This is a genomic window from Clostridium sp. UBA2485 (genome assembly GCF_002341865.1).
Classification (GTDB): Bacteria; Bacillota; Clostridia; order Clostridiales; family Clostridiaceae; genus Clostridium_J.
This window is the reverse complement of the sequence record NZ_DDOV01000084.1, coordinates 56,682-78,974: the sequence shown is the minus strand read 5'-3', so window position 1 is coordinate 78,974 and position 22,293 is coordinate 56,682. Positions and strand designations below refer to the sequence as shown.

19 protein-coding genes and 1 pseudogene are annotated in these 22,293 nt (G+C 28.9%); 5 read left to right on the top strand and 15 right to left on the bottom strand.

Annotated elements, in window-relative coordinates; genetic code table 11:
• Positions 1 to 221 precede the first annotated feature (221 nt).
• A complete protein-coding gene (locus B3603_RS17695) occupies positions 222 to 671 on the bottom strand; it encodes a MarR family winged helix-turn-helix transcriptional regulator (RefSeq protein ID WP_291567369.1) in 450 nt (149 codons plus the stop codon).
• A 302-nt stretch (positions 672 to 973) separates the two neighbouring features.
• Positions 974 to 1,861, bottom strand: a complete 888-nt coding sequence (locus tag B3603_RS17690; protein ID WP_291567367.1) for a LysR family transcriptional regulator — start codon at positions 1,859 to 1,861, stop codon at positions 974 to 976.
• Positions 1,862 to 2,131: 270 nt separating this feature from the next.
• On the opposite strand from B3603_RS17690, the gene B3603_RS17685 reads away from it, so the two are divergent.
• Positions 2,132 to 3,517, top strand: coding sequence for an MATE family efflux transporter (locus B3603_RS17685; protein WP_396153215.1), 1,386 nt, complete (start codon positions 2,132 to 2,134; stop codon positions 3,515 to 3,517).
• 620 nt (positions 3,518 to 4,137) lie between these two features.
• On the opposite strand, the gene B3603_RS17680 is transcribed toward B3603_RS17685, so the two are convergent.
• A complete protein-coding gene (locus B3603_RS17680) occupies positions 4,138 to 5,082 on the bottom strand; it encodes a helix-turn-helix transcriptional regulator (RefSeq protein WP_291567363.1) in 945 nt (314 codons plus the stop codon).
• Between the two features lie 129 nt (positions 5,083 to 5,211).
• On the opposite strand from B3603_RS17680, the gene B3603_RS17675 reads away from it, so the two are divergent.
• Positions 5,212 to 5,577 carry a VOC family protein gene (locus B3603_RS17675; RefSeq protein WP_291567362.1) on the top strand — a complete coding sequence of 122 codons (366 nt, stop codon included), beginning with the start codon at positions 5,212 to 5,214 and terminating at the stop codon, positions 5,575 to 5,577.
• A gap of 25 nt (positions 5,578 to 5,602) precedes the next feature.
• On the top strand, positions 5,603 to 6,532 hold the full coding sequence (locus B3603_RS17670; RefSeq protein WP_291567360.1) for a hypothetical protein: 930 nt from the start codon (positions 5,603 to 5,605) through the stop codon (positions 6,530 to 6,532).
• Positions 6,533 to 6,564: 32 nt separating this feature from the next.
• On the opposite strand, the gene B3603_RS17665 is transcribed toward B3603_RS17670, so the two are convergent.
• From B3603_RS17665 to B3603_RS17640, 6 genes are all read right to left on the bottom strand, one after another.
• Complete coding sequence (locus tag B3603_RS17665; protein WP_291567358.1) at positions 6,565 to 7,203, bottom strand: non-canonical purine NTP pyrophosphatase; 639 nt, start codon at positions 7,201 to 7,203, stop codon at positions 6,565 to 6,567.
• Positions 7,204 to 7,769: 566 nt separating this feature from the next.
• Positions 7,770 to 9,494, bottom strand: a complete 1,725-nt coding sequence (locus B3603_RS17660) for an ABC transporter ATP-binding protein (protein WP_291567401.1) — start codon at positions 9,492 to 9,494, stop codon at positions 7,770 to 7,772.
• Positions 9,481 to 11,250: an ABC transporter ATP-binding protein gene (locus B3603_RS17655; protein ID WP_291567356.1), complete on the bottom strand. Its 1,770-nt coding sequence runs from the start codon at positions 11,248 to 11,250 to the stop codon at positions 9,481 to 9,483. The genes B3603_RS17660 and B3603_RS17655 overlap by 14 nt, the downstream gene beginning before the upstream one ends.
• A 75-nt stretch (positions 11,251 to 11,325) precedes the next feature.
• Positions 11,326 to 12,822: an ABC transporter ATP-binding protein gene (locus B3603_RS17650; protein ID WP_291567355.1), complete on the bottom strand. Its 1,497-nt coding sequence runs from the start codon at positions 12,820 to 12,822 to the stop codon at positions 11,326 to 11,328.
• A gap of 12 nt (positions 12,823 to 12,834) precedes the next feature.
• Complete coding sequence (locus B3603_RS17645) at positions 12,835 to 13,557, bottom strand: energy-coupling factor transporter transmembrane component T family protein (RefSeq protein WP_291567353.1); 723 nt, start codon at positions 13,555 to 13,557, stop codon at positions 12,835 to 12,837.
• Positions 13,554 to 14,165, bottom strand: coding sequence for an MptD family putative ECF transporter S component (locus B3603_RS17640; protein ID WP_291567351.1), 612 nt, complete (start codon positions 14,163 to 14,165; stop codon positions 13,554 to 13,556). The genes B3603_RS17645 and B3603_RS17640 overlap by 4 nt, the downstream gene beginning before the upstream one ends.
• Positions 14,166 to 14,478: 313 nt before the next feature.
• Between B3603_RS17640 and B3603_RS17635 the strand changes: the two genes are divergently transcribed.
• Both B3603_RS17635 and B3603_RS17630 read left to right on the top strand, forming a co-directional pair.
• Positions 14,479 to 15,462 carry a helix-turn-helix transcriptional regulator gene (locus B3603_RS17635; RefSeq protein ID WP_291567349.1) on the top strand — a complete coding sequence of 328 codons (984 nt, stop codon included), beginning with the start codon at positions 14,479 to 14,481 and terminating at the stop codon, positions 15,460 to 15,462.
• 398 nt (positions 15,463 to 15,860) lie between these two features.
• The gene (locus B3603_RS17630; RefSeq protein WP_291567347.1) at positions 15,861 to 16,328 is read left to right on the top strand and encodes a GNAT family N-acetyltransferase; all 468 of its coding nucleotides are present in this window, start codon (positions 15,861 to 15,863) and stop codon (positions 16,326 to 16,328) included.
• Positions 16,329 to 16,426: 98 nt separating this feature from the next.
• On the opposite strand, the gene B3603_RS17625 is transcribed toward B3603_RS17630, so the two are convergent.
• The 6 genes and pseudogenes from B3603_RS17625 to B3603_RS17605 form a co-directional block, all read right to left on the bottom strand.
• The gene (locus B3603_RS17625; protein ID WP_291567345.1) at positions 16,427 to 16,813 is read right to left on the bottom strand and encodes a DUF3795 domain-containing protein; all 387 of its coding nucleotides are present in this window, start codon (positions 16,811 to 16,813) and stop codon (positions 16,427 to 16,429) included.
• Between the two features lie 70 nt (positions 16,814 to 16,883).
• Positions 16,884 to 17,549, bottom strand: a complete 666-nt coding sequence (locus B3603_RS17620; RefSeq protein ID WP_291567343.1) for a helix-turn-helix transcriptional regulator — start codon at positions 17,547 to 17,549, stop codon at positions 16,884 to 16,886.
• 93 nt (positions 17,550 to 17,642) lie between these two features.
• Positions 17,643 to 17,783, bottom strand: a pseudogene (locus tag B3603_RS23295) (helix-turn-helix transcriptional regulator); the annotation flags it as partial.
• 162 nt (positions 17,784 to 17,945) lie between these two features.
• Positions 17,946 to 20,510: a LuxR C-terminal-related transcriptional regulator gene (locus tag B3603_RS17615; RefSeq protein WP_291567341.1), complete on the bottom strand. Its 2,565-nt coding sequence runs from the start codon at positions 20,508 to 20,510 to the stop codon at positions 17,946 to 17,948.
• Positions 20,511 to 20,555: 45 nt separating this feature from the next.
• Entirely contained in the window at positions 20,556 to 21,524 is a 969-nt protein-coding gene (locus tag B3603_RS17610; RefSeq protein ID WP_291567339.1) for an ABC transporter permease, read from the bottom strand.
• Between the two features lie 14 nt (positions 21,525 to 21,538).
• A complete protein-coding gene (locus B3603_RS17605) occupies positions 21,539 to 22,282 on the bottom strand; it encodes an ABC transporter permease (protein WP_291567337.1) in 744 nt (247 codons plus the stop codon).
• Positions 22,283 to 22,293 lie beyond the last annotated feature (11 nt).

Here is a 22,293-nt window from a genome sequence, read left to right as displayed (position 1 = left end):
CAAAATAATTAATAAAACATTCTAAAAATATATTCTTTACTAGAATGAAATTGACTAAGATAATAATGCTATTAATAGGTTTTAACAACACAATATGATACAAAACATAACTAAATACTAGCTAATTATCTTTTGAAGGTGCTTATATATTTCTCTAATAGAAACATTTTACTTTAGCTATGTAAATATTTTAGGCTACTTAAATAATGAGTAAAAAAAAATTATTTTTGTTCTAGTTCTTTTTCAATGACCTTCTTAAATTTTAGTGAGAGTTTTCTTAAAACTACAATTTCATCCCAGTCTAACTTTGAGTAAAAGCGATTAATAATAGAACGCTCAACTTCTTCGCATCTTTTAAAATGCTCAATACCTTTTTCATCCATTTCAACAAAGATTTCTCTACGATTACTAGGGTTAATTTCTCGCTTTATATATCCTTCTTTTTCTAATTTACTGACGATTTGACTAACTGCACTAGATGTAATTTCCATAGCTTCAGCAATTTCACTTATATTGAGACTTCCATGTTTATGTACCAACTCAAGCAAAACACCTTGCTTTGTGGTAATCTCATCATCCATTAAATCTTTATATTCCTGTAATAACATCATATTACATGCATAGTCGGCTTCTCTCATCTCTTTTACATATTGAATCAATTCCCCATTCATTTTAGCAACCTCCATTGTTAAGATATCTTAATAATTAACATATATTAATAATATATCTTTTTATTCTCTTTTGTCAAGCAAATTATAATTAAAAATATTAAATTTATAATTTTGTACATTTCTCAGTAGAAACTAAGAAATTTAAGTAAATATGTATAAAAAAATGGCGAACACTGTTCGCCGCTACAAAAATCTATTAAAGAAATTGGTTTGATTAAAGCTAATTTCAACCGTAATTGTCAATTTTCAATTTTCAATTCTCCATTGACGAAGTTCTCCATTGATGAAGTTCTCCATTGATTCTATATATTCTCAGAATACATCTCCTTTAAAAGCTTAATAAAATTTTCAGATGTCTTGGATAAATAATGATCTTTTAACCAAATTAATCCTGATTGTGCAATAAAATTATCATCATCAATTTCATATATCCTTACATCGTATCCTTTATGTATTTTAAGTACTGATTCAGGAATAATAGTTGTACCAAATCCCGAAGATACTAATTCTAATAAAACTAATATGTCCGAGCATTCACATAATATATTTACATTCAAATCACGATGTAAAAATGGTTCTAAAATCATATTATATAGACCTAATCCTTCAGTACTAGGTACTATAAGTGGATACTTCTGTATTTGCTCATAAGATATTTTCTGTGAAGGTAGTATTATTTTATTTGATGTTACAAAACAAAATTTTTCTGATTCAAAATGAAAAACAGAAAAGTCTTTTAACTCCACCGGCATTCTAACAATAGCCAATTCAATAGCTCGTTCTTTCAACAGTTTGCATAGCTGTCCCGATTCATTTTGTTGAATTTTATAAGATACATAAGGGTATCTCTCTTGAAAAATACTAAGTAAAGTAGATAATTTATAATATGATAGTGTATTTACACCAATTAGTAATTTGCCTCTTACACCACTTCCTATTTCTTTAATCTCAATGTTGGATTCTTCCATAAGATTTACTATATTTAAAGCATTCTGGTAAAGTGCTTTTCCAGCATCAGTGAGCTCAAGAAATTTTCCACTTTTACTAACTAACTTAACCCCGACTTCCTCCTCCATAGCACTTAGTTGCTGGCTTAAAGGGGGTTGGGTCATGTGAAGTTTTTTAGCTGCAGCAGTAATTTGTTTTTCTTCAGCAATAGCAATAAAATATCGTAATTGTCTAATATCCATAATTATATCTCCCACCTTACATATGAAAAACATATGTAAGCCAAATAAAAATAATATTTTCCATATATTTATTTATATGTTACCATAAATTTGGTATTTGAATACAATTTTGCTTATTGCATTACCTTATAAACTTAACAAAATAAAATTATATAAAAGAAATCTCTCTCTTTATATAATAATAAAATCTCTACTAAAAAACTTTAGTTATAATCTTTAGTTTATAACTAAAACTTTTTATTTATAAATATTATTTTAAAATAAAGGAGTATGCTCACTATGGTAATGGATATGAAAAAAGGAAATCCAACAAAACTTATATTAAACTTTGCATTTCCAATGCTTATAGGAAATATATTTCAACAAGTATATAATATGGTTGATTCTATCGTAGTTGGTAGATTTGTAGGTAAGAATGCCCTTGCTGCTGTTGGATCATCTTTTTCACTTATGAACTTTATTACTTTATTAATAATTGGACTATGTATGGGAAGTTCCATTGTCATTTCTCAATATTTTGGTGCTGAAGACTATGAAGGGTTAAAACGTGTAGTTTCAACATCTTTTATTTTTATGTTTATATTTACTGTACTTTTATCAATTTTAACGTTTTTATTTACAAAACCCCTTTTAATACTGATTAAAACTCCAGTGGAAATATTAGAAGACTCCACTTCTTATCTTAAGATTGTTTTTGCCGGATTAATATTTACATTTTTATACAATGCAATAGCATCACTACTAAGAGCATTAGGTGATTCAAAAACATCTTTATATTTTTTAGTTATTGCTTGTATTATCAATATAGTATTGGATCTTGTATTTGTTTTAAATTTTAAAATGGGCGTTGCAGGAGTTGCATATGCTACCGTTATAGCTCAAGCTATTGCCTCAATTTTAAGTTTAATATACGCTTTTTCAAAAGTTCCCATACTAAGAATGAAAAAAAAAGAATTTGTATTTGATCGTACAATTTTCCCAGTCATAGCGAAGTATAGTTTCTTAACTTCTATACAACAGTCTATTATGTCTATAGGTATGGTAGCTGTGCAAGGTCTTGTTAACACATTCGGTGCGGATGTAATAGCAGCTTTTACTGCTGCTGGGAAGGTTGATTCACTTGCATATCTCCCTGTTCAAGATTTTGGTAATGCCTTTTCAACTTATGTAGCTCAAAACGTAGGAGCAGGTAAAAAAGAAAGAGTACATGAAGGGGTAAAATCTGCTATTAAAATAATTATTGTTTTCTGTATTATTTCATCTATTTTGATTTTAATGTCATCAGAATATCTCATGAAAATATTCGTTGACTCAAGTGAGGTGAAAGTAATAGAAACTGGTGTTGAGTATATATCTGTAGTTGGAATATTTTATATGTTAATTGGCTTTCTTTTTATGTTCTATGGTTTCTTTAGAGGTGTAGGTAATCTTACAATGTCTGTGGTATTAACAATAGTATCTCTTGGTACCCGTGTACTAATGGCATACTCTCTTTCTTCTATTTCATATATTGGACAAAAAGGTATTTGGTGGTCCATACCTATTGGATGGCTTTTAGCAGATATCCTTGGATTTATAACTTATAAAAAAGGTAAGTGGCAAAATAATATTATTGATCTAAAAGATAAAATAACTGAAGAAAAAGAATGTATATAAGCTTAATTCATAATGCAAAATGCACAATTATGGATATTTCTTAATGGAAACTGAGAAATTTTGAATTATTTAACTGTAGCGGCGAACAGTGTTCGCCACATATTATTGCATTAATATTCAATTATAGGATACATTCAAAAGGAACTGGCGAACACTGCTCGCCCCTACGGTAACTAGCAACTGCATTGCTAGTCAAAAAAATCCTTTACAGAAATTATTTTATTTAAAAATAATTTTCACCATAATTGTCAATTGCCAATTTTGAATTGTGCATTGATAAAGCCTCTGGGGTGCAGTATGGTATGATACTATATTTGCATCATTAAACAATATTTTAATAACATTGCGTCTCTCCATAGTATTAGCATAAATCCGCTAATTTTTGCTCCAAACCATACTGCACCTCAGAGGAACCCTTATACAATTGAGGATTGACGATTGACAATGAAGAATTGTGGAAAAACTAGCAATTGTATTGCTAGTCAAAATTAAATTCCATATTAATTATCAATCATCTAACTGTAGCGGCGAACAATGTTCGCCGCTACAAAAATCTATTAAAGAAATTAGATTGGATAAAATAATTTCAACCTTAATTATGAATTGTGTATTATTTAACTTTACCTATAATTATTTTTAATTTTATCTATCTTCTCTAAAATTAAATCAACTACTTCTTTAGGTGACTCAACAATTGCATCTGTACCTACACCTAATAAAAAATCTGAATAATAGTCTATGTCCCTTATATCTATAGTTGTATCAATAATCCCAGTGCCATCATCATTAATTTTTATTTTTTTATCCATCCACGGTTCTAGCTGACACTTTCTAACTCCTTTTTTAGAAAGCCTTACTTTTAGCCTTACAGTTTCTTTAGGCTTTGATGGTTCAAACCAATCTTTTAAAGTTATATTGCTAATGTCTTTTTCTACAGTTGTATCTTCATTTATACTTACTGATTTAATATAGTCAACTCGAAATAATCTGTAAGATTGTTTCTTTAAACAAAATGCTGGGCAGTACCAATAGCCATTATGCGAATATATACCAATAGGTAAAATTTCTCTATAACTAATTCCACTCATAGATTCATATTTAATTGATAAAACACTTCTTTGAATTACTGCTTCTAGAATAAATTTTAAGTATGGATTTTCTTCATTTCTTCTTGGTATCCAAAATAAAACTCTGTTTCTCATTACATCAATTTTATCTTTCGTATTATCTGGAAGATAATTATAAAACTTATTTAATGCAGATATAGTATCATCTTCAAAAGGTAATGATTCATAATTTTGAAGAGACTGATAAGCAAAAAACATTGCTATAGCTTCATTTTCTGTAAATGCTATAGGAGGTAATATCTTTTTATTTAATAATCTATATCCACCTTTAGCTCCAAGTTCTGTATATAAGGGAACCCCTAGATCTTCTAAATCTTTCAAATCTCTTTGTATTGTACGTATTGAAACTCCAAATTCCTCTGCTAATTCCTTTGCTGTAAAGTTTTGTTTTCTATTAATAACAATTATTAAATCTACTAATCGTTTAGATTTATTCATAATTTTAGCTCCTAGAATATGTTTTTTTACTCATTATAGTCTTCTTATAATAAATACGTCAATAGTTGTCATAAATACATGTTACATTTATATTGATAATAAAAAAATTATTAATTAGGAGGTTAAATTATGTTTAAAAGATTAGAATGTGTATCCCTTTATACTTCTGATATCAAAAGTTCTGTTGATTTTTATACCACTTTAGGTTTAAAAGAAAATTGGAAAATTGAAAGAAAGTTAGATAATGGTAAACTTTGGATACTGATTGGATTAAAGTTTCCTGAAAAAAATAGCTCAGAGCTTGTTCTTCAAAATAATGATGATATCAATGTAACAGATATAGAAATATATGTAGATGATGTTATAGAGACATACAATAACCTAAGTAAAAATCCTAATGTGGATTGGATTAGAGAACCTTTTAAAACTGAATCTGGTCATGTTGCAGTGTTGGAAGCTCCAGATAAAAATGTGTTTGTATTAGTAGGTAAATAATATATTAATTGAAAGGATTGATTACATGATTTCATATAGAGGAAATGGTTCATATTGTTATTCTAACTCCGCTTCTATGTTATTATCTACAATAGATGAAGATGTATGTCCTGCTTTAATAGAAGTGCTTACAGGATTTTCATTAGGTGCTTCTATAGAAGATGGTTTACTGTTTTTTGATAACTCTATAACTACTCCAGATGTAGCAATTAATGCAGTATTTCATTCATTAGGTTTTACTATAAATGAAAGAGTTAGCAATTATGGAGATGAACTTCCCTTAGAAGAATTTTTAAAAGTTCTATCTATTTATCCGGTTATGTTAGGACCTTTAGATATGGGATTCTTAACATATTTACCAAATCATAAATATCTAAGTGGATCTGATCATTATGTCTTAGCCTTACAAATGGATAACAATGAAATATTATTGCATGATCCACATGGTTACCCTTTTGTATCATTATCTTTAAGTCAATTAGATTTAGCTTGGAAAGCTGATAAAATACACTGTAAAAAAGGACCTTATCATTACTGGTTTTCTCCTAAGAAAGAATTAAATCTAAGTGAAGATGAGATTTTTTTAAGAGCAGTTAACAATTTTAAAACCATATATATAAATCAACAAAAGGCAATGGAAAAATCTAAAATGCCTTTTGGAAAAGAAGCAATAAATATAAAAGCAACCGAGTTTAAAAACAAAAAAATTACGAATCGAGAAATGTCTCATTTAATATATTTTGCCTTTCCATTAGCAGCAAGAAGAGCACAAGATTTCGCAAAATATTTTAATAATCGAAATGGTGTAATATCAACACTAAAAGAAAAACAATCTAGATTATTTGGCAAATGCCAAACACTAGCAACATTAAATCGCTTAGACGATGTAGCTGATACACTTAAAATCATAGCAGATATTGAAGATCACATAAAAACCGCTATACTAGAATTATAATAAATATGGCATCTGAAATAAAATAATCTAATCTACTGACTAGATATTTTTTCAAGATGCCTTAATGCCGTTCTCTTAAAAAATTCTCTAAATCCTTTATTCTGAATATTATCATCTTTATTTTTCTTATTATTCTCTATATCAATATAATACATATTACTTTCTATATCTACTGAAAGAGAATCTAAAGGGAATCCTTCATTTCTTTTTTCATGAGGTTTTGAAGATATTATAAAACTTCCTGTTCCTATATCTTCCCCATCATATTCAAATATATTTTTATCATCCATCACTAGACATATACCATTTTTATATCTTGCCTTTGCTTGTCCTCCTAACTTTCTAGCTAAGGAGCTATAGTAATCTATCATTTCCTCATCATCTAAGCTTTTTCCATTCACTCTTCTAACATGTACTCCAGGTTGATTTTCTTTACTTAATCCTTCTATGTACAGTCCTGAGTCACAAGAAAATACTGGACTTTTATAAGTCTTATAATATGCAAGAGCTTTAATCCTAGCATTTTCTAGTGGCTCATTACCACTTTCATCTATTTCATCAAACTTTAAATTAATATCCTTTAATCCTATAATTTCAATATCTAATCCTTCAAGGACTTTTTTCATATGTGCCAATTTTGCTGGATTAGATGTACCATATAACAGCTTCATATTTTCACCCCTAAAATTAATATTTTTTATAATAAACTTAAAACGATTATCTCCATAATTACCTATTTATTAATTTCTATTTTATTATAAATTGAGAAATAAACCTATTAATTTTAGATGAACAAGTAGTTTTATAGGAATACAATGTAAAAACTTAATATATACTCTGAAAAATAAATCTTCTATAAAAACAGATTAACCCCTTGGAAATTAAGGATTAATAATTAAAAATGAAAGATTCAGGATGAAATTCACTGTTAGTGAATTTCTAAAATGGAGTTTATTTTAAAAAACTCCAAAGGCTCTGACGGTGGAGTTTTAACCATAATTCTTCATTATTCATTCTTAATTTGCATTCATTGTAAAAATTTTATTATGGATTGTATAGACTCTCCTTTATTTAATATAGATCTCTATAACTATCCTTTTTCTTTTAAATTATATATCAAAGAAATAGCGATTTTAATTACAATTATAAAATCGCCATTTTTCATATAAATATAGTTTATTATTAATCTCAATACTAAATAATCATTTTTATTCTATTAAATTATTAAAGATGATTTTTAAGCATTTTCCTTAATTCTATAAATTTGTTCTTCTGCTTGCCACATGGCATTATACTTTCCTCGCTTCTTTATTAATTCACTATGTGTTCCCTGTTCTATAACTTTACCATTTGAAACTACAAGAATTTTATCAGCATTTTTAATAATTGAGAGTGTATGAGCAATCATAATCACTGTCTTTTTAGCTTTCAAAAGATTTAAAATTGCCTCTTTTACTGCTAGCTCATTCTCAATATCTAAAGAAGCTGTTGCTTCATCCAAAAGTATGATTGGACTATTTTTCAAAATAGCACGAGCAATAGAAATTCTTTGCCTTTCACCACCTGAAATCTGGTTGCCGTTTTCTCCTACAGGCGTATCATATCCCTTTTCCAATTTTTCAATAAAGTTAGTACAGTTTGCTAGTTTGCAAGCTTCCACAATTTCTGCGTCGGTGGCTGAAGGACGAGCATAACGTATATTATTCTTAATGGTATCATTAAATAAAAATACATCCTGATCAACCATTGAAATCTGACTCAAAACTTTTTCTGAATTTATATCATTGATAGATATTCCTCCAATTTTAATATCTCCAGCCTGTGGTTCATAGTATTTAGAAATAAGATTTAGAATTGTAGATTTACCAGATCCAGAATCTCCAACAATTGCAGTTAGTTTTTTATCTTCCGCTGTAAAATTAACTCCAGTAAGGATCGGCTCCCCCTCCACATAAGAAAAGTTCACATCTTCAAAACATATATCATGAGCTTTAGGTGTAAATATAACATCTGATTTTCTTTCTTCCTGTTCATTGATAATCTGAGTAATCTTTCCTTTAGAAATCATTAAGTTTTTATATGATGTACAATCAATAAAAATAGTTCCTGCTAGCTTTGATACAAAAATTGGGATCATACTAACCATCAGAAAAGCAGCGGTATCTAGTATTCCAGACATCCAAGCATTTCCCGCAGCAATAATAGTTGCTGGTAGGCTGCACCATGCAATGATGTTAAATGTAACACCAATAGGTATAACTTTTTTTTCATATACATAACTCACATTACTATAGGATCTCATTGAATCTGTAACAGCTTTATTCTTCGTTCCTCCAATACCATAGGCACGGAATGTTTGTATACCTGTAATATATTCTACAATATTGCTCACATTATCTGCTAGAATTTGATTTTTCTCACTTCCATATTTTTTTACGGCTCGGAAAGATAACCATAAGGCTGGTATAACCATTAAATTAGCAATGAGCAGAATTAGCCCAACTGGAGAATAAACACTTCCCATAAATAAAATAACCATAAGAGAAAGTACTATATTTTTTACAATATCTCCAGATTTATGAGTGAGAATCTTTTCATAGTTATTAACATTACTAGTCACAACATTGATGTATTCACCTGTTTGTCCTTTTGTAAAACGAGCTAAGGATATTTTTTTAATTTTATCACCTAAAAATAAACGTATATTCCGACTTACATTAGCTCCACCAATTTGTCCCTGAGTATAACCAATACTATAGGAAATTAATCGAATAGTGAATACAAGTGCAAGACCACCGGTTAAAGAAAGAAGTAATTTTATATTTAAATCATGGTTCCACAGCGCCTGAATAGAATAATAAAGCATCATAAAATTACATCCAGATAACAATCCTTCTAGCATATTGAGTGCCATAGACAAGTAGAATCTTCCATTCTTTTTCATCACTTTATTTGGATTCATAGAGCGCACCTCCTTCTATCTTGTAGGTAATACCACGTGCCTCCTCATAATCTTGCCATGCATGCCTATAATAGAGATTATTTTTAAGAACCTCATCATGAGTACCAACGGAGGTAATTGTACTATTTTCTACTACAGCCACCCTGTCACATTTAAGAACAACACCTAATCTATGCGCTACAATAATTACTGTTTTCCCTTTACAAAGATTATGAATTGCCTTATCAATTTCTACTTGATTTTCTGGATCTGCTGCAGAAGTTGCTTCATCTAAAATCAAAATAGGAGCATTCTTTAGAATAGCACGAGCTATTGCAATTCTTTGTTTCTCACCACCTGAAAATCTAGATCCATAGCTTCCTACAAGAGTATTGTATCCATTTGGAAGTTTCATAATAAAATCATCAATTTGCGCCTTTTTTGCCGCTGAACGAACCTCTTCAATAGTGGCATTACTTCCCATTCTAATGTTTTCTAAAACACTATCCTTAGTTAAGAAAGTCTTTTGAAATACAACAGAAACATTTTGTAGCAAGTCTTCATAATTAATTTCTTTTACATTCTTTCCACCAATTAAAATCTCACCTTTTCCAATGTCATAAAAACGGGCAATTAACTCAATTATAGTGCTTTTTCCTGCACCAGAACGACCAACTAATGCGATTTTTTCTCCATCTTGAATGTTTAAATTACAATCTTTCAGAACATTATTTTTTCCATCATAAGCAAAGCTTACATTATTAATTGCGATGTCTCTCTTTTTAGGGAAAGCACTTCCCCCCTCATAAGCAGGTATTTGAAGAATTTCATCAGCTTTACGTATACTATTGAGGACCTGCGCAAAACTGGAACCAAGTTCCTGCAAAGGTCGCAGTTCTGTTAAATACAAAGAGCCTACAAAGGCAAAGAGAATAAAAGCACTAGCAGTTAAAGAACTTTTTAAGAACCAGAATCCTCCAAGTGGTACCATAAGTAATAATCCGCACTCCACAATAACAACATAAGCGGCATAAGGTGGTCCCATTCTTTGGGACATTTCTTTCCAAATAGAATACTCATCTTCAATAGCGCCAGAATATTTTTTAAAGGAATGACTTCCCATATTGTAAGCTTTAATCTGCTTCATTCCGCTAATATATTCAATCATAGTGGAATTTAGATTTGAAATAGAACGATTTGCTCGCTCCATCATCTTATCTGTTCCACGGAACATAATAGCCATCAATCCAAAGGCCAAAACTAAAGGAATCAATGATACCAATGCCAGCTTCCAATTTACTGTGCAAAGGTATATAAATACTGCAATTGGTCCACTGACATAATAAATGAGTTCTGGCAAGTGATGTGCTAAAAATAGTTCTAACTTTTCAATCTCCTCATTTAATGTGGTTTTAATTTCACCGGTGTTTCTCTCACTTAAATTCCCAAGAGAAACCTTTGCCATATGATCTACCACCATGCAGCGCACTTTAAATAGAGCATTATAAGCCCCTTTATGGGACAGTACTCCGGCTATACCAAACATTATAAAACGAATAGCAACTGCCGCAGCAATCAACACTGCATAATACAACAAAACTTCTTTAGAAAGTGTATTGTTATAAACATTTTCCATAATCTTATATACACCATAATAGGGAATCATTGTGCTAAGGCCACTAATCAGTGACAAAATTACCGACAAATATAAATAATATTTATCCTTTCCTGCCCATTTTAATAGAAGTAATATTGGACTTTTTTCTTTTTGTTTCATATAATTCACATCCCCTCAGTTTTAATTTGATAAATATATTTTTTAAATTTTCCTTCATAATAAAAATAAAAAGTTTTATCCACTTTTACTGATTTTACTTTTATCATTACTATCTTCTGACACAATAAAAAACTCTTGAAGTTTTTTCTGATTCTGTGAATTAACATCAAAATCATTCTTTAATGTACCATTGTCAAAGTGAAGTATACGGCTACAAGCTAAAGAGATAAATTCATAATCATGAGTCACTACAAAAATTATTTTCCCCATACTAGCTAGTGTTTTAAATAGCTTCGTCACCTTAATCATGCTATCAAAATCAAGTCCACTAGTTGGTTCATCAAAAATTAAAATTTCTTTTTGACATACCATACTTACCGCTACAGCAGTCCTTTGCTTCTGACCACCAGATAACCTATTAGGATGATACTGACGATATTCGTAAATTTTTAGTTCTTTCATAGTTTGTTCAACAAGGTTTTTGTCTGGATTCTTTATGCCAAAACAGCACTCATGTTCCACGCTCTCAGCGAAAAGTTGGTAATTCACATCTTGCATTACCATATAGCATAACTTTAGGCGATGTTTGATATCAGTCTTTTCCCCTCGCCAGTGAATTACACCATTATAGTCTTTATGTAAACCACAAAGTGTTCTGGTAAAAGTAGATTTTCCAGCACCATTATGTCCAATTATTCCTATGATTTCACCCTGAGATGCACATAAATTTATACCACTTAACACAGTTTGTTTTTTATAGTGTAAATTCAAATTTCTAATCTCTAAAATAGGCTGCCTTATTACAATTTGCTTCTTTTTTATCATAACTTCTCTTAATTCTGTTGCTCTTAGTCCCATGTTTTCACGAATCATAAGAGGCAATTGTAAAAATTGCTGCGACGTATAGATACTTTTAATCTTTCCTTTTTCCATGTAGACAACCCTATCTACAATATCTTTTAAATAGTAAAGTCGATGTTCCGCAATAAGAATGGTTTTTCCTTGTTTTTTTAGTAGATGTATAATTCTTCGTAATTCCTCGATTGCATCTACGTCTAAATTAGAAGATGGCTCATCCAGTATGTAAACATCTGGATTTATAGAATAAATAGAGGCGAAAGCAATTTTCTGCTTTTCACCACCAGATAGCTTAAAAATGCTGCGTCCTAAAAGATTCTCTATGTTGAGTTCTCTTACAGTCTTTTTCACACGATCTTTAATTTTGCTTTGTGGGTAAGAAAGATTTTCCATTCCAAAAGCAATCTCACTATCTGTATCCACATTGAAAAATTGAGAACGTGGATTTTGAAAAACAGATCCTACTTTTTCAGCAATGTAATACATAGGTGTCTCAGCTATATTCATGCCACATACATTAACTTCACCATATAAATCGCCGGTATAAAAATATGGAATTAAGCCATTTATCAGCCGTGTCACTGTTGTTTTACCACATCCGCTTGCTCCACATAGTAAAATACACTCCCCATCTTTTATTGTAAGATTAATATTTCTAAGTCCATCTTGATTTTGTCCATGATAAGTAAAAGTGACATTTTTAAGTTTAATCATGCGCCCATCCCCCTACAGTAAAATCGAGATACATAGAAGTATCATAAAAATAGTTAAAAATATAGCATCTATGATGCTAAAACTAATTTGCTGCAGGCTAGTTCTAGGTTTTGAATTCTCAATTCCTCTAGTTACTGACGCTGCAGAAAGTTCATCGGCAATTTTGGATGCTGCCATCATTAAAGGTACATAAACACATTCTATAGTCATAACTGGATTTTTTATAAACCCATTAAGATTAGGCGAAACATCTCTCATCCTCATTGCATCCTTAATATATCTCCAATCCTCCCCAATCATTGGAAAGTAACGAAGCATAACAGTCAATGGTATTACAACACTTTTAGGAATATGTATGCGATTCATAGCTACCATAAATTCATTAACCCTTGTTGTTAAAATTAATATTCCGCCAAGCATAACACAGGGAAAAATCTTACGCAGGAACATAGCAAATGACACAATCATAATTCCTATTGTTCCTTGTAAATATGTAGAGCCAATAAATTGAATTGATAGCATCATTAAATAAACCACCAATATCTTAAGAGAAAATCTATAAGCACCACAAAGAAAACCTAATAGTAATATGATTAGTGCCATCATAATTTCATATCTGATGGAGGGAGCAAAGAATATAGCAAGATTTCCAGTCAACAGAAGAAATAACTTCGTCCGTGGATCAATATGAATTATTCCTCTTTTTATTTCACCAACTTGAAAGAAGGACATCATACTGTAATACCCGCTTTCTCAAATTGTTTTTTTAGAAGTCTTTTTCCAACAATTGCGCTAATAAGGGCGCAAATTAAAGTACCTATAATCATAGCTGGTAGCATCCAATCCTGCATAGTCGCCAGCATAGTATCCATATATGCCTGTTCTGTTCCCTTCCCGGTGAGGTACTCTATATAAGTTTGTTGGTTAACCCAAAGCATCATATAAGAACCGATAGGATTCAGTGAAAAAATCATAAACCCTAGACTATTAAGTTTACTGTTTTTGAATTTTCCCATACTAGAAATTATGTCTGCTATAATGGCTAGAATGATATAAAACACTGACCACATCCAATACATCCCTGTAATAAACATGATAACCCCCATCAGAACACCAAGTATTATAATAGGCCCATGCTTTGGGACCTTTGCTATAAGGAGCAGATAAACTGGTCCTGTAAGTAAAGCTGCTGATAATGGCATTAAAAATGTGAGTATAGGATTAGGTGCAAATAACATAGAACCAATTATATTAAAAGCTAAAAATAATGCAGAAAAGATACCAGTGGTAACTAAATCTTTAATAGTCAGACCATTTTTTGTACCATATGTTGTGTTTGACATTATAAATTCCTCCTATAAAATTAATTACTACTTTCTCTGTGAAAGCTTAATTGATGACTGACAGAAAAAATGCTATAATCATATAAGTTAGTTCTAACTAACCATATATCAAAAATCATTGTATCCTTTGAGAAATTCCTCGTCAATAAGAGGTAAAAAGGTACTCTTTTAAAGAAAATCTTATGATATAGGCTATATATCTATATGTTTGAAATTTAAGTAAACATTCTTTCTGTCATATAGGAGTATTAAAAAGATAAAATGGAGTTTTCTAATAAGCTTATATAGAACTCCGTAGTGGGAGGTGATAAGATTGGAATGTAAGTTATACCAAGAAATGGGTGAAAGGGGCTCTGCAACTTTTTTTACAGAATCACTTGCTTTTCGAAATATTATTGAAAATGGAGAACACTTTTTAAAACCTAATCCAAGAGACGGAGAAGGATTTATTTATCAGGTGAATCCTTCTCCAGGTCTATTTCTTTCGATTAGTAACTGGACACCTTATTCACCAATTTATAAGACATATCAGCTTAATCAAAGACGAATAGAAATTTACTTAATAGAAAGTGGTAAAATTTCTTTAATACAAAACGGTAAGAAAACTTTTGATATTCCAACTGGTGTGAATGTATATTTTAATAAATTGGCGAAAGGTCGTATTTACTTTGGGAATCATAAGCCAATCCAAATTATTAATATCTTGATTTTAGAGGACTATATCGCAAGACATTTAGAAAGTCAATTTTCTGAGGATGATTTTAATTTTGCAGAAACCTTTAATTGGAAGACACAGCACTATAACACACCAGAAGTGACATTGTTGTTCCAACAGATTAAACAAAAACTTTTATCTTTTGAAAAGTCTCGTTTATATTATGAGAGTAAGATTGGTGAATTGCTTTCAATCATTGCAAGTAATTTCTTAAACGAAAAACATAAAATAGAAAAAGCTGTAAGCTTTGTTTCAACTAAAGATTTAAAACAACTAGAATTAGTGAAATCTGCAATTGATAAAAATATTATCAATCCACCAGATATTACAGAGCTCTGTAATATTGCTGCAATTGGTCAAACAAAACTACGTGAATCATTTAAAGCTGCGTACCACATGACAATTGGAGAATATATCCGTCTTGCGAAGATGCGGCATTCGCTGATTCTCCTATCCAATAGTGAGTTAAAAATTCAAAATATTGCAAAACATATTGGATACGCAAATGCTAGTAAGTTTTCAGCAGCATTTAAAAGAGTTTATGGTCATTCACCAGATGAGTATAGAAAAAACTATTTTTAGTTCAAAGTTTTCTCTGTTATATCACTTATGCAATTGAGAATTGACTATTGACAATGGAGAATTATTGATACTTCTCTTTTATAAGAGAAGTTTTCAATTGATTTCTTTTCAGGCGACACAGTCACTTTTATTAAAAAATCTATTAAAGAAATTAGTTTAATTAAAACTAATTTCGACCATAATTGTCAATTGTCCATTCTCAATTCTCCATTGATTAAAGTTGTAAATTAAAATATTTAAAGGTAGCCATATTTACCTATAAATTAATTTTTAAGGTAGTTTATCTATATCTATGGTCTAATTAAAAGATATTTAAAAATACTTATAGAACTTATAATATAAAAATAATATTTAGGTGTTTATTATTATTAATTAATAGGCAGTTTGTGGAGGACATTATGGAATTATTTGAGTATGAAGCTAAATTCGAAAATACAATTGAAAACTATATTTTATCTGATGAACAACTCCAATTTACAGGTACACCAGAGGAATGCGTAGAGTTATCAAAAGCGGATGCTGACAGACATTCTATATTAGCAATTGAAAATAATGCGTCTGTTACATTCTTTGTACTTCACGAAAATGAAGGTGTAAAACCTTATTCTAAAAATCCAAATGCTATGCTATTACGAGCATTTTCAACGAATTATCATCATCAAGGAAAAGGATATGCTAAGAAATCATTATTGTTATTACCTGAATTTGTACGAAAAAAATATCCACATATTAGTGAAATTGTATTAGCAGTAAATATAAAAAATGTAGCTGCACAATCACTATATAAAAAATGTGGCTACATTGATGAAGGTGTACGTAAAATGGGTAAAAAAGGGGAACTTATTATTATGAGTTTTTATTTATAGAAAACGCTTCGTAAAGATAATCAAAATAAAATAGACTTAATTCTACGGTTGTAGAGTTAAGTCTATTTTTAAGTTCTAATTATAAAGCATTAAAATTATCAACTTTTATTTTTTAGCAAAAGCAATATTTGTTCTTCATTATCTAAAACATCATAATCTCCTTCTTCACCATCATCTTTATTATATTGAACTCCATCATCATAGTTTTTCTTTAAATACCCTGCTAATTTATGTACTCCTTCATCCTTAGCACATTGAACAAATACTTTAACTCGCTTACTTTTAAACATCTCATTATCACAAGGGAATTCATTACATTCCCAACATCCATTAATTTTTTTTGATTGTGCACATACTTTAATTGAGCATCCACCAGATTTTTCTCTGCACCCTATACATTTTCCTGATTTTCCTGTGCTACAAAATGCACAAACAAGACCACAGTATGCAATACTATTTTTTATTTGTTCTATTGAATATACCATAAAAACTCCCCCTTATAATTAACTTTAACTACATTATAAAGAAGAATATACGACAACTATATGTCGTATATTATTTATAAATATCAATAATTTCTTTTGCCTTAACTATAAATTTTTCTTTTAATTCTTTAGGCTCCATTACTTTAATTTTATTACCATAGTTTAATAGAATACCCATCCAACTCATTTCACCTTTTGGTAGTGCAAATTGAAGTATAAAATCTCCATTTTCTAAATCTGTAATATTACCATTTGGAAAATATTCTTCAACGGAAATCCGTATTTCTTCTTTACACAGTATTTTAGCTTGTACAATTTCATAATTACCTTGTTCTTCTTGCTTAGATAATAGCTCGTCTATATTTTCATGTTTAATAGAGCAGGATTTATCTGTCAACTTTAAGTGTCGCATTCTAATTACTTTAAATAATCTATAATCCTTCTTATTACAGCAGTATGCTAATAAATACCACCCATACCATTTATATATAACGATAACTGGCTCTACTAATCGCACTTTTTTATCTCCATATGAATTTGCATATTCAAATTCTATGACTTTATCTTCATTAATAGCATTTTCAATAGCTCTTATATATTCATCTATATTGCTACCTTCTCTTGAAAGACTAAAATCAAACCTTATCTTAGGATTCATAAATTTTTCTTCTTTAGAAACACTGAGTAGCTTTTCAAGGGTCGCTTCAAACTTTTTATTGTCATATGCTGAACACATACCTCTTAAAGCAGTAATAACAGAAATATAATCTTCTGTATTAGCTATTTGTTTTTCTAGCTTAAAACTCTCAATAATACCATAACCTCCATTTATACCTTGTATAGATGTAATAGGTATTCCAGCTAAATTTAGTGTTTCAATATCACGTTGTATAGTTCTTGTTGAAACTTCAAATTTTTCAGCTAATGTATTTGCATTTACTATATCTCGATTTAATAAATATATAATTATTCCAAGTAACCTATCTATCCTTATTTGTCCTCACCACTCTTTGTATTAAAATCTCATCTTATTAAAGCATCTAAAATAAATTAGTTAATCAAAAATATTATAGATATATTTGCTAGATGGTGCTATATTGCGTTCATATTAGTACTATGAACACAACCTCATTTAAATTATTATTCTTTTTCTTCCTTCGTTAATAGCTTCAACTCTATTATTTACTTCTAATTTTGAATATATATTTATTATATGAGTTTTTACTGTAGCTATAGAAATATATAATCTTTCAGCTATTTCTTTATTTGTATACCCATTTGATATTTCTTTTAAAACTTCTATTTCTCTTTCACTTAATATATCCTCTTTTTTATCCTTTGAAAATAATTCTAATACCTGTGAAATAAATTCCTTATCTTCTCTTGGCAAGGTATTGATTGATATATATTTTCTTATTAATTCTACTATAGGTTTTCCCATTATTGCATATGGCTTAAGTAATCTTTCATCTCTACTATAAAAAATTGCTTCTAACAATAAATTTTTCACTTCTCGTGATTCTACATCCATACTATCCAATAATAGAGCTTTTTCCAATAATGCCATAGTTAAAACATAAACATTACTATTTTTTCTTGAATAAGCTAATATTTCATCAATAAGCTTTTGTCCTTCACCTTTATTATCAAGAATACTTAAAACCTTAGAATATATAAGTTTTTCCTCAATTTTTAATTCATTCTCTTTACTATTTAGCTCTTCACATATAGCCTCATATTCTAATATTTCTTCTTTCCTAACCCTTTTATGATTAAACAACATGGTAATTTTTAATGCTAGTATAGTCAAATATACTCTTGTACCTTTATACTCCTCAATTAATTCATTGATAATTTTTTCTCCTTCATCTAAATCACCTTGAAGAATTTTGATTTCTGCTAAATTATATTTTAGTCCTCTAGAACCAGCTCTAAAATATTCATCATATATAGCCTTTGAAAAATTCTTTTCAGCATATTCTATAAGTTCCTCCGCTTTTTCTAGCTGTATTTTTTTTATATATACTCCTGCTAATCCTATTGATATAAAAAACTTAAATTTATATAAACCATCGGTTTCATCAACTATTCTATTTAATGTTTTTGATACATCTTCACTTTCTGTTAATCTTCCCATCTCTTCAAAAATCATTGCTTTCTGCATTAAAGAATATATCTCTATATATTTATTTTTTAGTACTTTGTTAGTATTTAAGCATAAATCAATTGTTTCTAGTGCCTCGTTTAGCCTATTTATATATACAAACCAAATAGTCGTCATTAGGTACATGAAAGTTTTTGTCAAATTATTTTCACATTGTTTTTCTATTTGTGATATTTCTAAATTGTTATAAGGTATATCAAAATCATCTACAAGCATCCTTATTGGGCTTAAATATTGCCATAATCCTTCTTCAAAATTGTTTTCTATTTCATTCAATATCTCATTACATTTTTCTATTTCAAAATTACTATAATGATGAAATACTCTAAAAATAGTTAAATCAATACTTTTTGCCAAATATGAATTAGGTATTAGTGTTACTAATCTTGGATTTAACAACCTATGGCCAAATTTTTCAACAATTTTTAGAGAGCTATTATAATCCTTCGCTTTAATATATAAATTCAATGCCTCATCAAAATCTTCTAGCTTTTCTAAGTAAGATGCTGATAGCACAAAGATATTTCCTTGTTCTTTAAGCTGCTGCTCATTAAATAATTTTACTAAATACTCTTTTAATATATTATGATACCTAAAAAATTCAAGTTCTTCGTCTATAGTTATTATAAGTATATTTTTACTTATTAAAGAATCTATTATTTCCTTGCAATAATTCTTCTGAAGAATGTTATTACAGAGATTTGGAGTAAAATAAGGTAATGGAGATGTTTTAATTAAAATCTCCTTTTCTTCCTCGGTTAAATTTGACATAATTTCCTTAGATAAATAGTCAGTCATATATCTATTTATTTTGTTAATTTTCTCAAGCTTTTTACTACTTTTGGGAGCCATAGAAATTAACTGTACTCCTCCAATCCACCCTTCTGTAGCTTCATAAATTTTATTAATCTCAATATCACTTATATTTAATAATAAAGTTTGTCTCACAAAGCTTTCACATTCTTTAAGAGATAATTTAAAATCATCACCATCTATAAATAAAAGATTTCCTGAAACCATAATATCTCCAAGATACATAGGTATTTCCTCTCTTGTTATAAATACCATATGAATATTATCAAAAGAATTTTTTATAAAATATTCTATTGTTTCAACTAAAAAGCTTTCATTAATATTATGGAAGTCATCTAATACAATGGTTATTTCATCTTTAATAAGTTCATTAATCATGATACCTATCAATGTGTATATCTCTTTTCTATTTACTAAAGGATTTAATATATCTAGATATAATTTCTTATTCTTAACATAGTTACCTATAGCTTCAATAAAATAATTCCAAAAAGCAATAATATCATTACATCCTTCATCTAACGAAATCCAACAGCTTTTTTCATGACTTTCCTCAAGATATAAGGAAACAAGGGTACTCTTTCCTACTGCTGCAGCACCCTTTATTATCGTAATTTTATGTTCTTTTATATATGAAACTTTCTTTTCTAAAAGTTCTCTTTTTATATTATTTTTTCTTACTTTAGGTCTCATAATTTTTGTGTAAAGAATATTATTCATTGCAATCACCCTTATATTTATCACCTATAATTTTACATAAAATAATTAAAAGTTACCATTTCTAAATTTTTTATTGTTTATAATATATGCTAACATAAATAAAATAATAGATAATAATATAATCATAATTAATCCTCTATAGTCTAATGTTCTATTATTCTCTATTGCAATAGTATAATCAACTATTTTTCTTTGGGGTAAAATTTTTCCTATTTTACCTATAACTCCTTGGCTATCAATTGAAAAAAAACTACCTGAAATTAGGGTGGTTATTACCAAAAGCATTGAACCAAATAAAGTTCCATTATCTTCTGATTTTACTAACGATGATATAAATAACCCGAAAGCTGAACCTAGAATACATAGTATTCCTAATATAAAAATAAACTGTATATTGCTTATATTAGTATTTAAATTTAAAATATTTACTGATATTAGAATTATTATGATAATAGGAAGAAATACCATTATAAAGCATGAGATTGCATGAGCTAAGAAATAATTCATGGCGGTTATTGGATGACTTAACACCCTTTTCGATATACCTTTATCCCTTTCCTCATAAAACAGAGTAAAAAACATTAGCCCTTGAAGTAATATGAACATAGTTAGATATCCTAATATATTAGTACCTATTCCTCTATTTTCACTAGAAAAAACATTATCAATACTTTCTCTCTTTAGTAATTTTTCAATGTTCTCTTTAAATTTATGACCTTTTACCGTTATTACTTCATAAACTCCATCATTTGATTTAATAACTGCATCGTATTTATTTAGAACTAAATCAGACAGTTGTGGCTCTTTATTTATATAATTAACCTTTATACTATTACTATTTATAGGAAGATTATTTGCTCCAACTACCGCTAAATTAGCTTTAATCTCTAGCCTACCAGTAAAATATATAGCTATAAAAATCATAGTTGGTATAATAAGTATTATATTAATTATATAATATTTATTTTGTAGTATCCTTATAAAATTATTTTTTATCATATTAAAAACATTCATATACTCCACTCCTCCTAAATATAGTCCTCACCATTAAATAAAAAATTTATCCCAATTAACAAAATTATTGTAATAGAAATTATTATACTTATTGTTGTTAAATAACCATTAAAATTTCCATCATATATTATTTTAAAAATACTTTCTATAATCATTTTTATAGGCGATAATGCTACTATGCTTTTAATTTTTTCTCCAAGTCCATCTATTGGAAAGAATATACCAGAGGTCAATGCTAAAATATTACATACTAATGAAAGTATCTTATTTGTACCTTCCTCATTTTTAATTAATACACATACAAAAGCACCTAATGTTACAGTGAAAAACAATAACACAAGTATAAGTATCAATATATATAAAAATTTACCTCCACCATAATTAACCATACCAGTTATAGATAATATGATCATATCTAGGGTAAAGAGGCTTCCTATAAATAAAAATGTAGATATAATTTTTGATCCATATATCTCCCAATTATTAGTCGGGGAAAATAACACCCTAAGATTACTGTTTTTTATCTTCCTTTCCATAAAAGCATTTGGAGTTATGGTACAAGACGATAATACTAAAAATATAATCATAGTAATTCCATAGTAGTCATAAGCAGTTACCCCTCCTCCACCATAAAATGAGGAAAATAAATATCCAAATAGTACAATCAAAACCATAGGATATACAAAACCAAAGATTATAACCACAGGATTAGTAAATAGATTTCTTATATCTTGTTTTATAAGCTTTACTAAATTCATAAGTCCTCCTC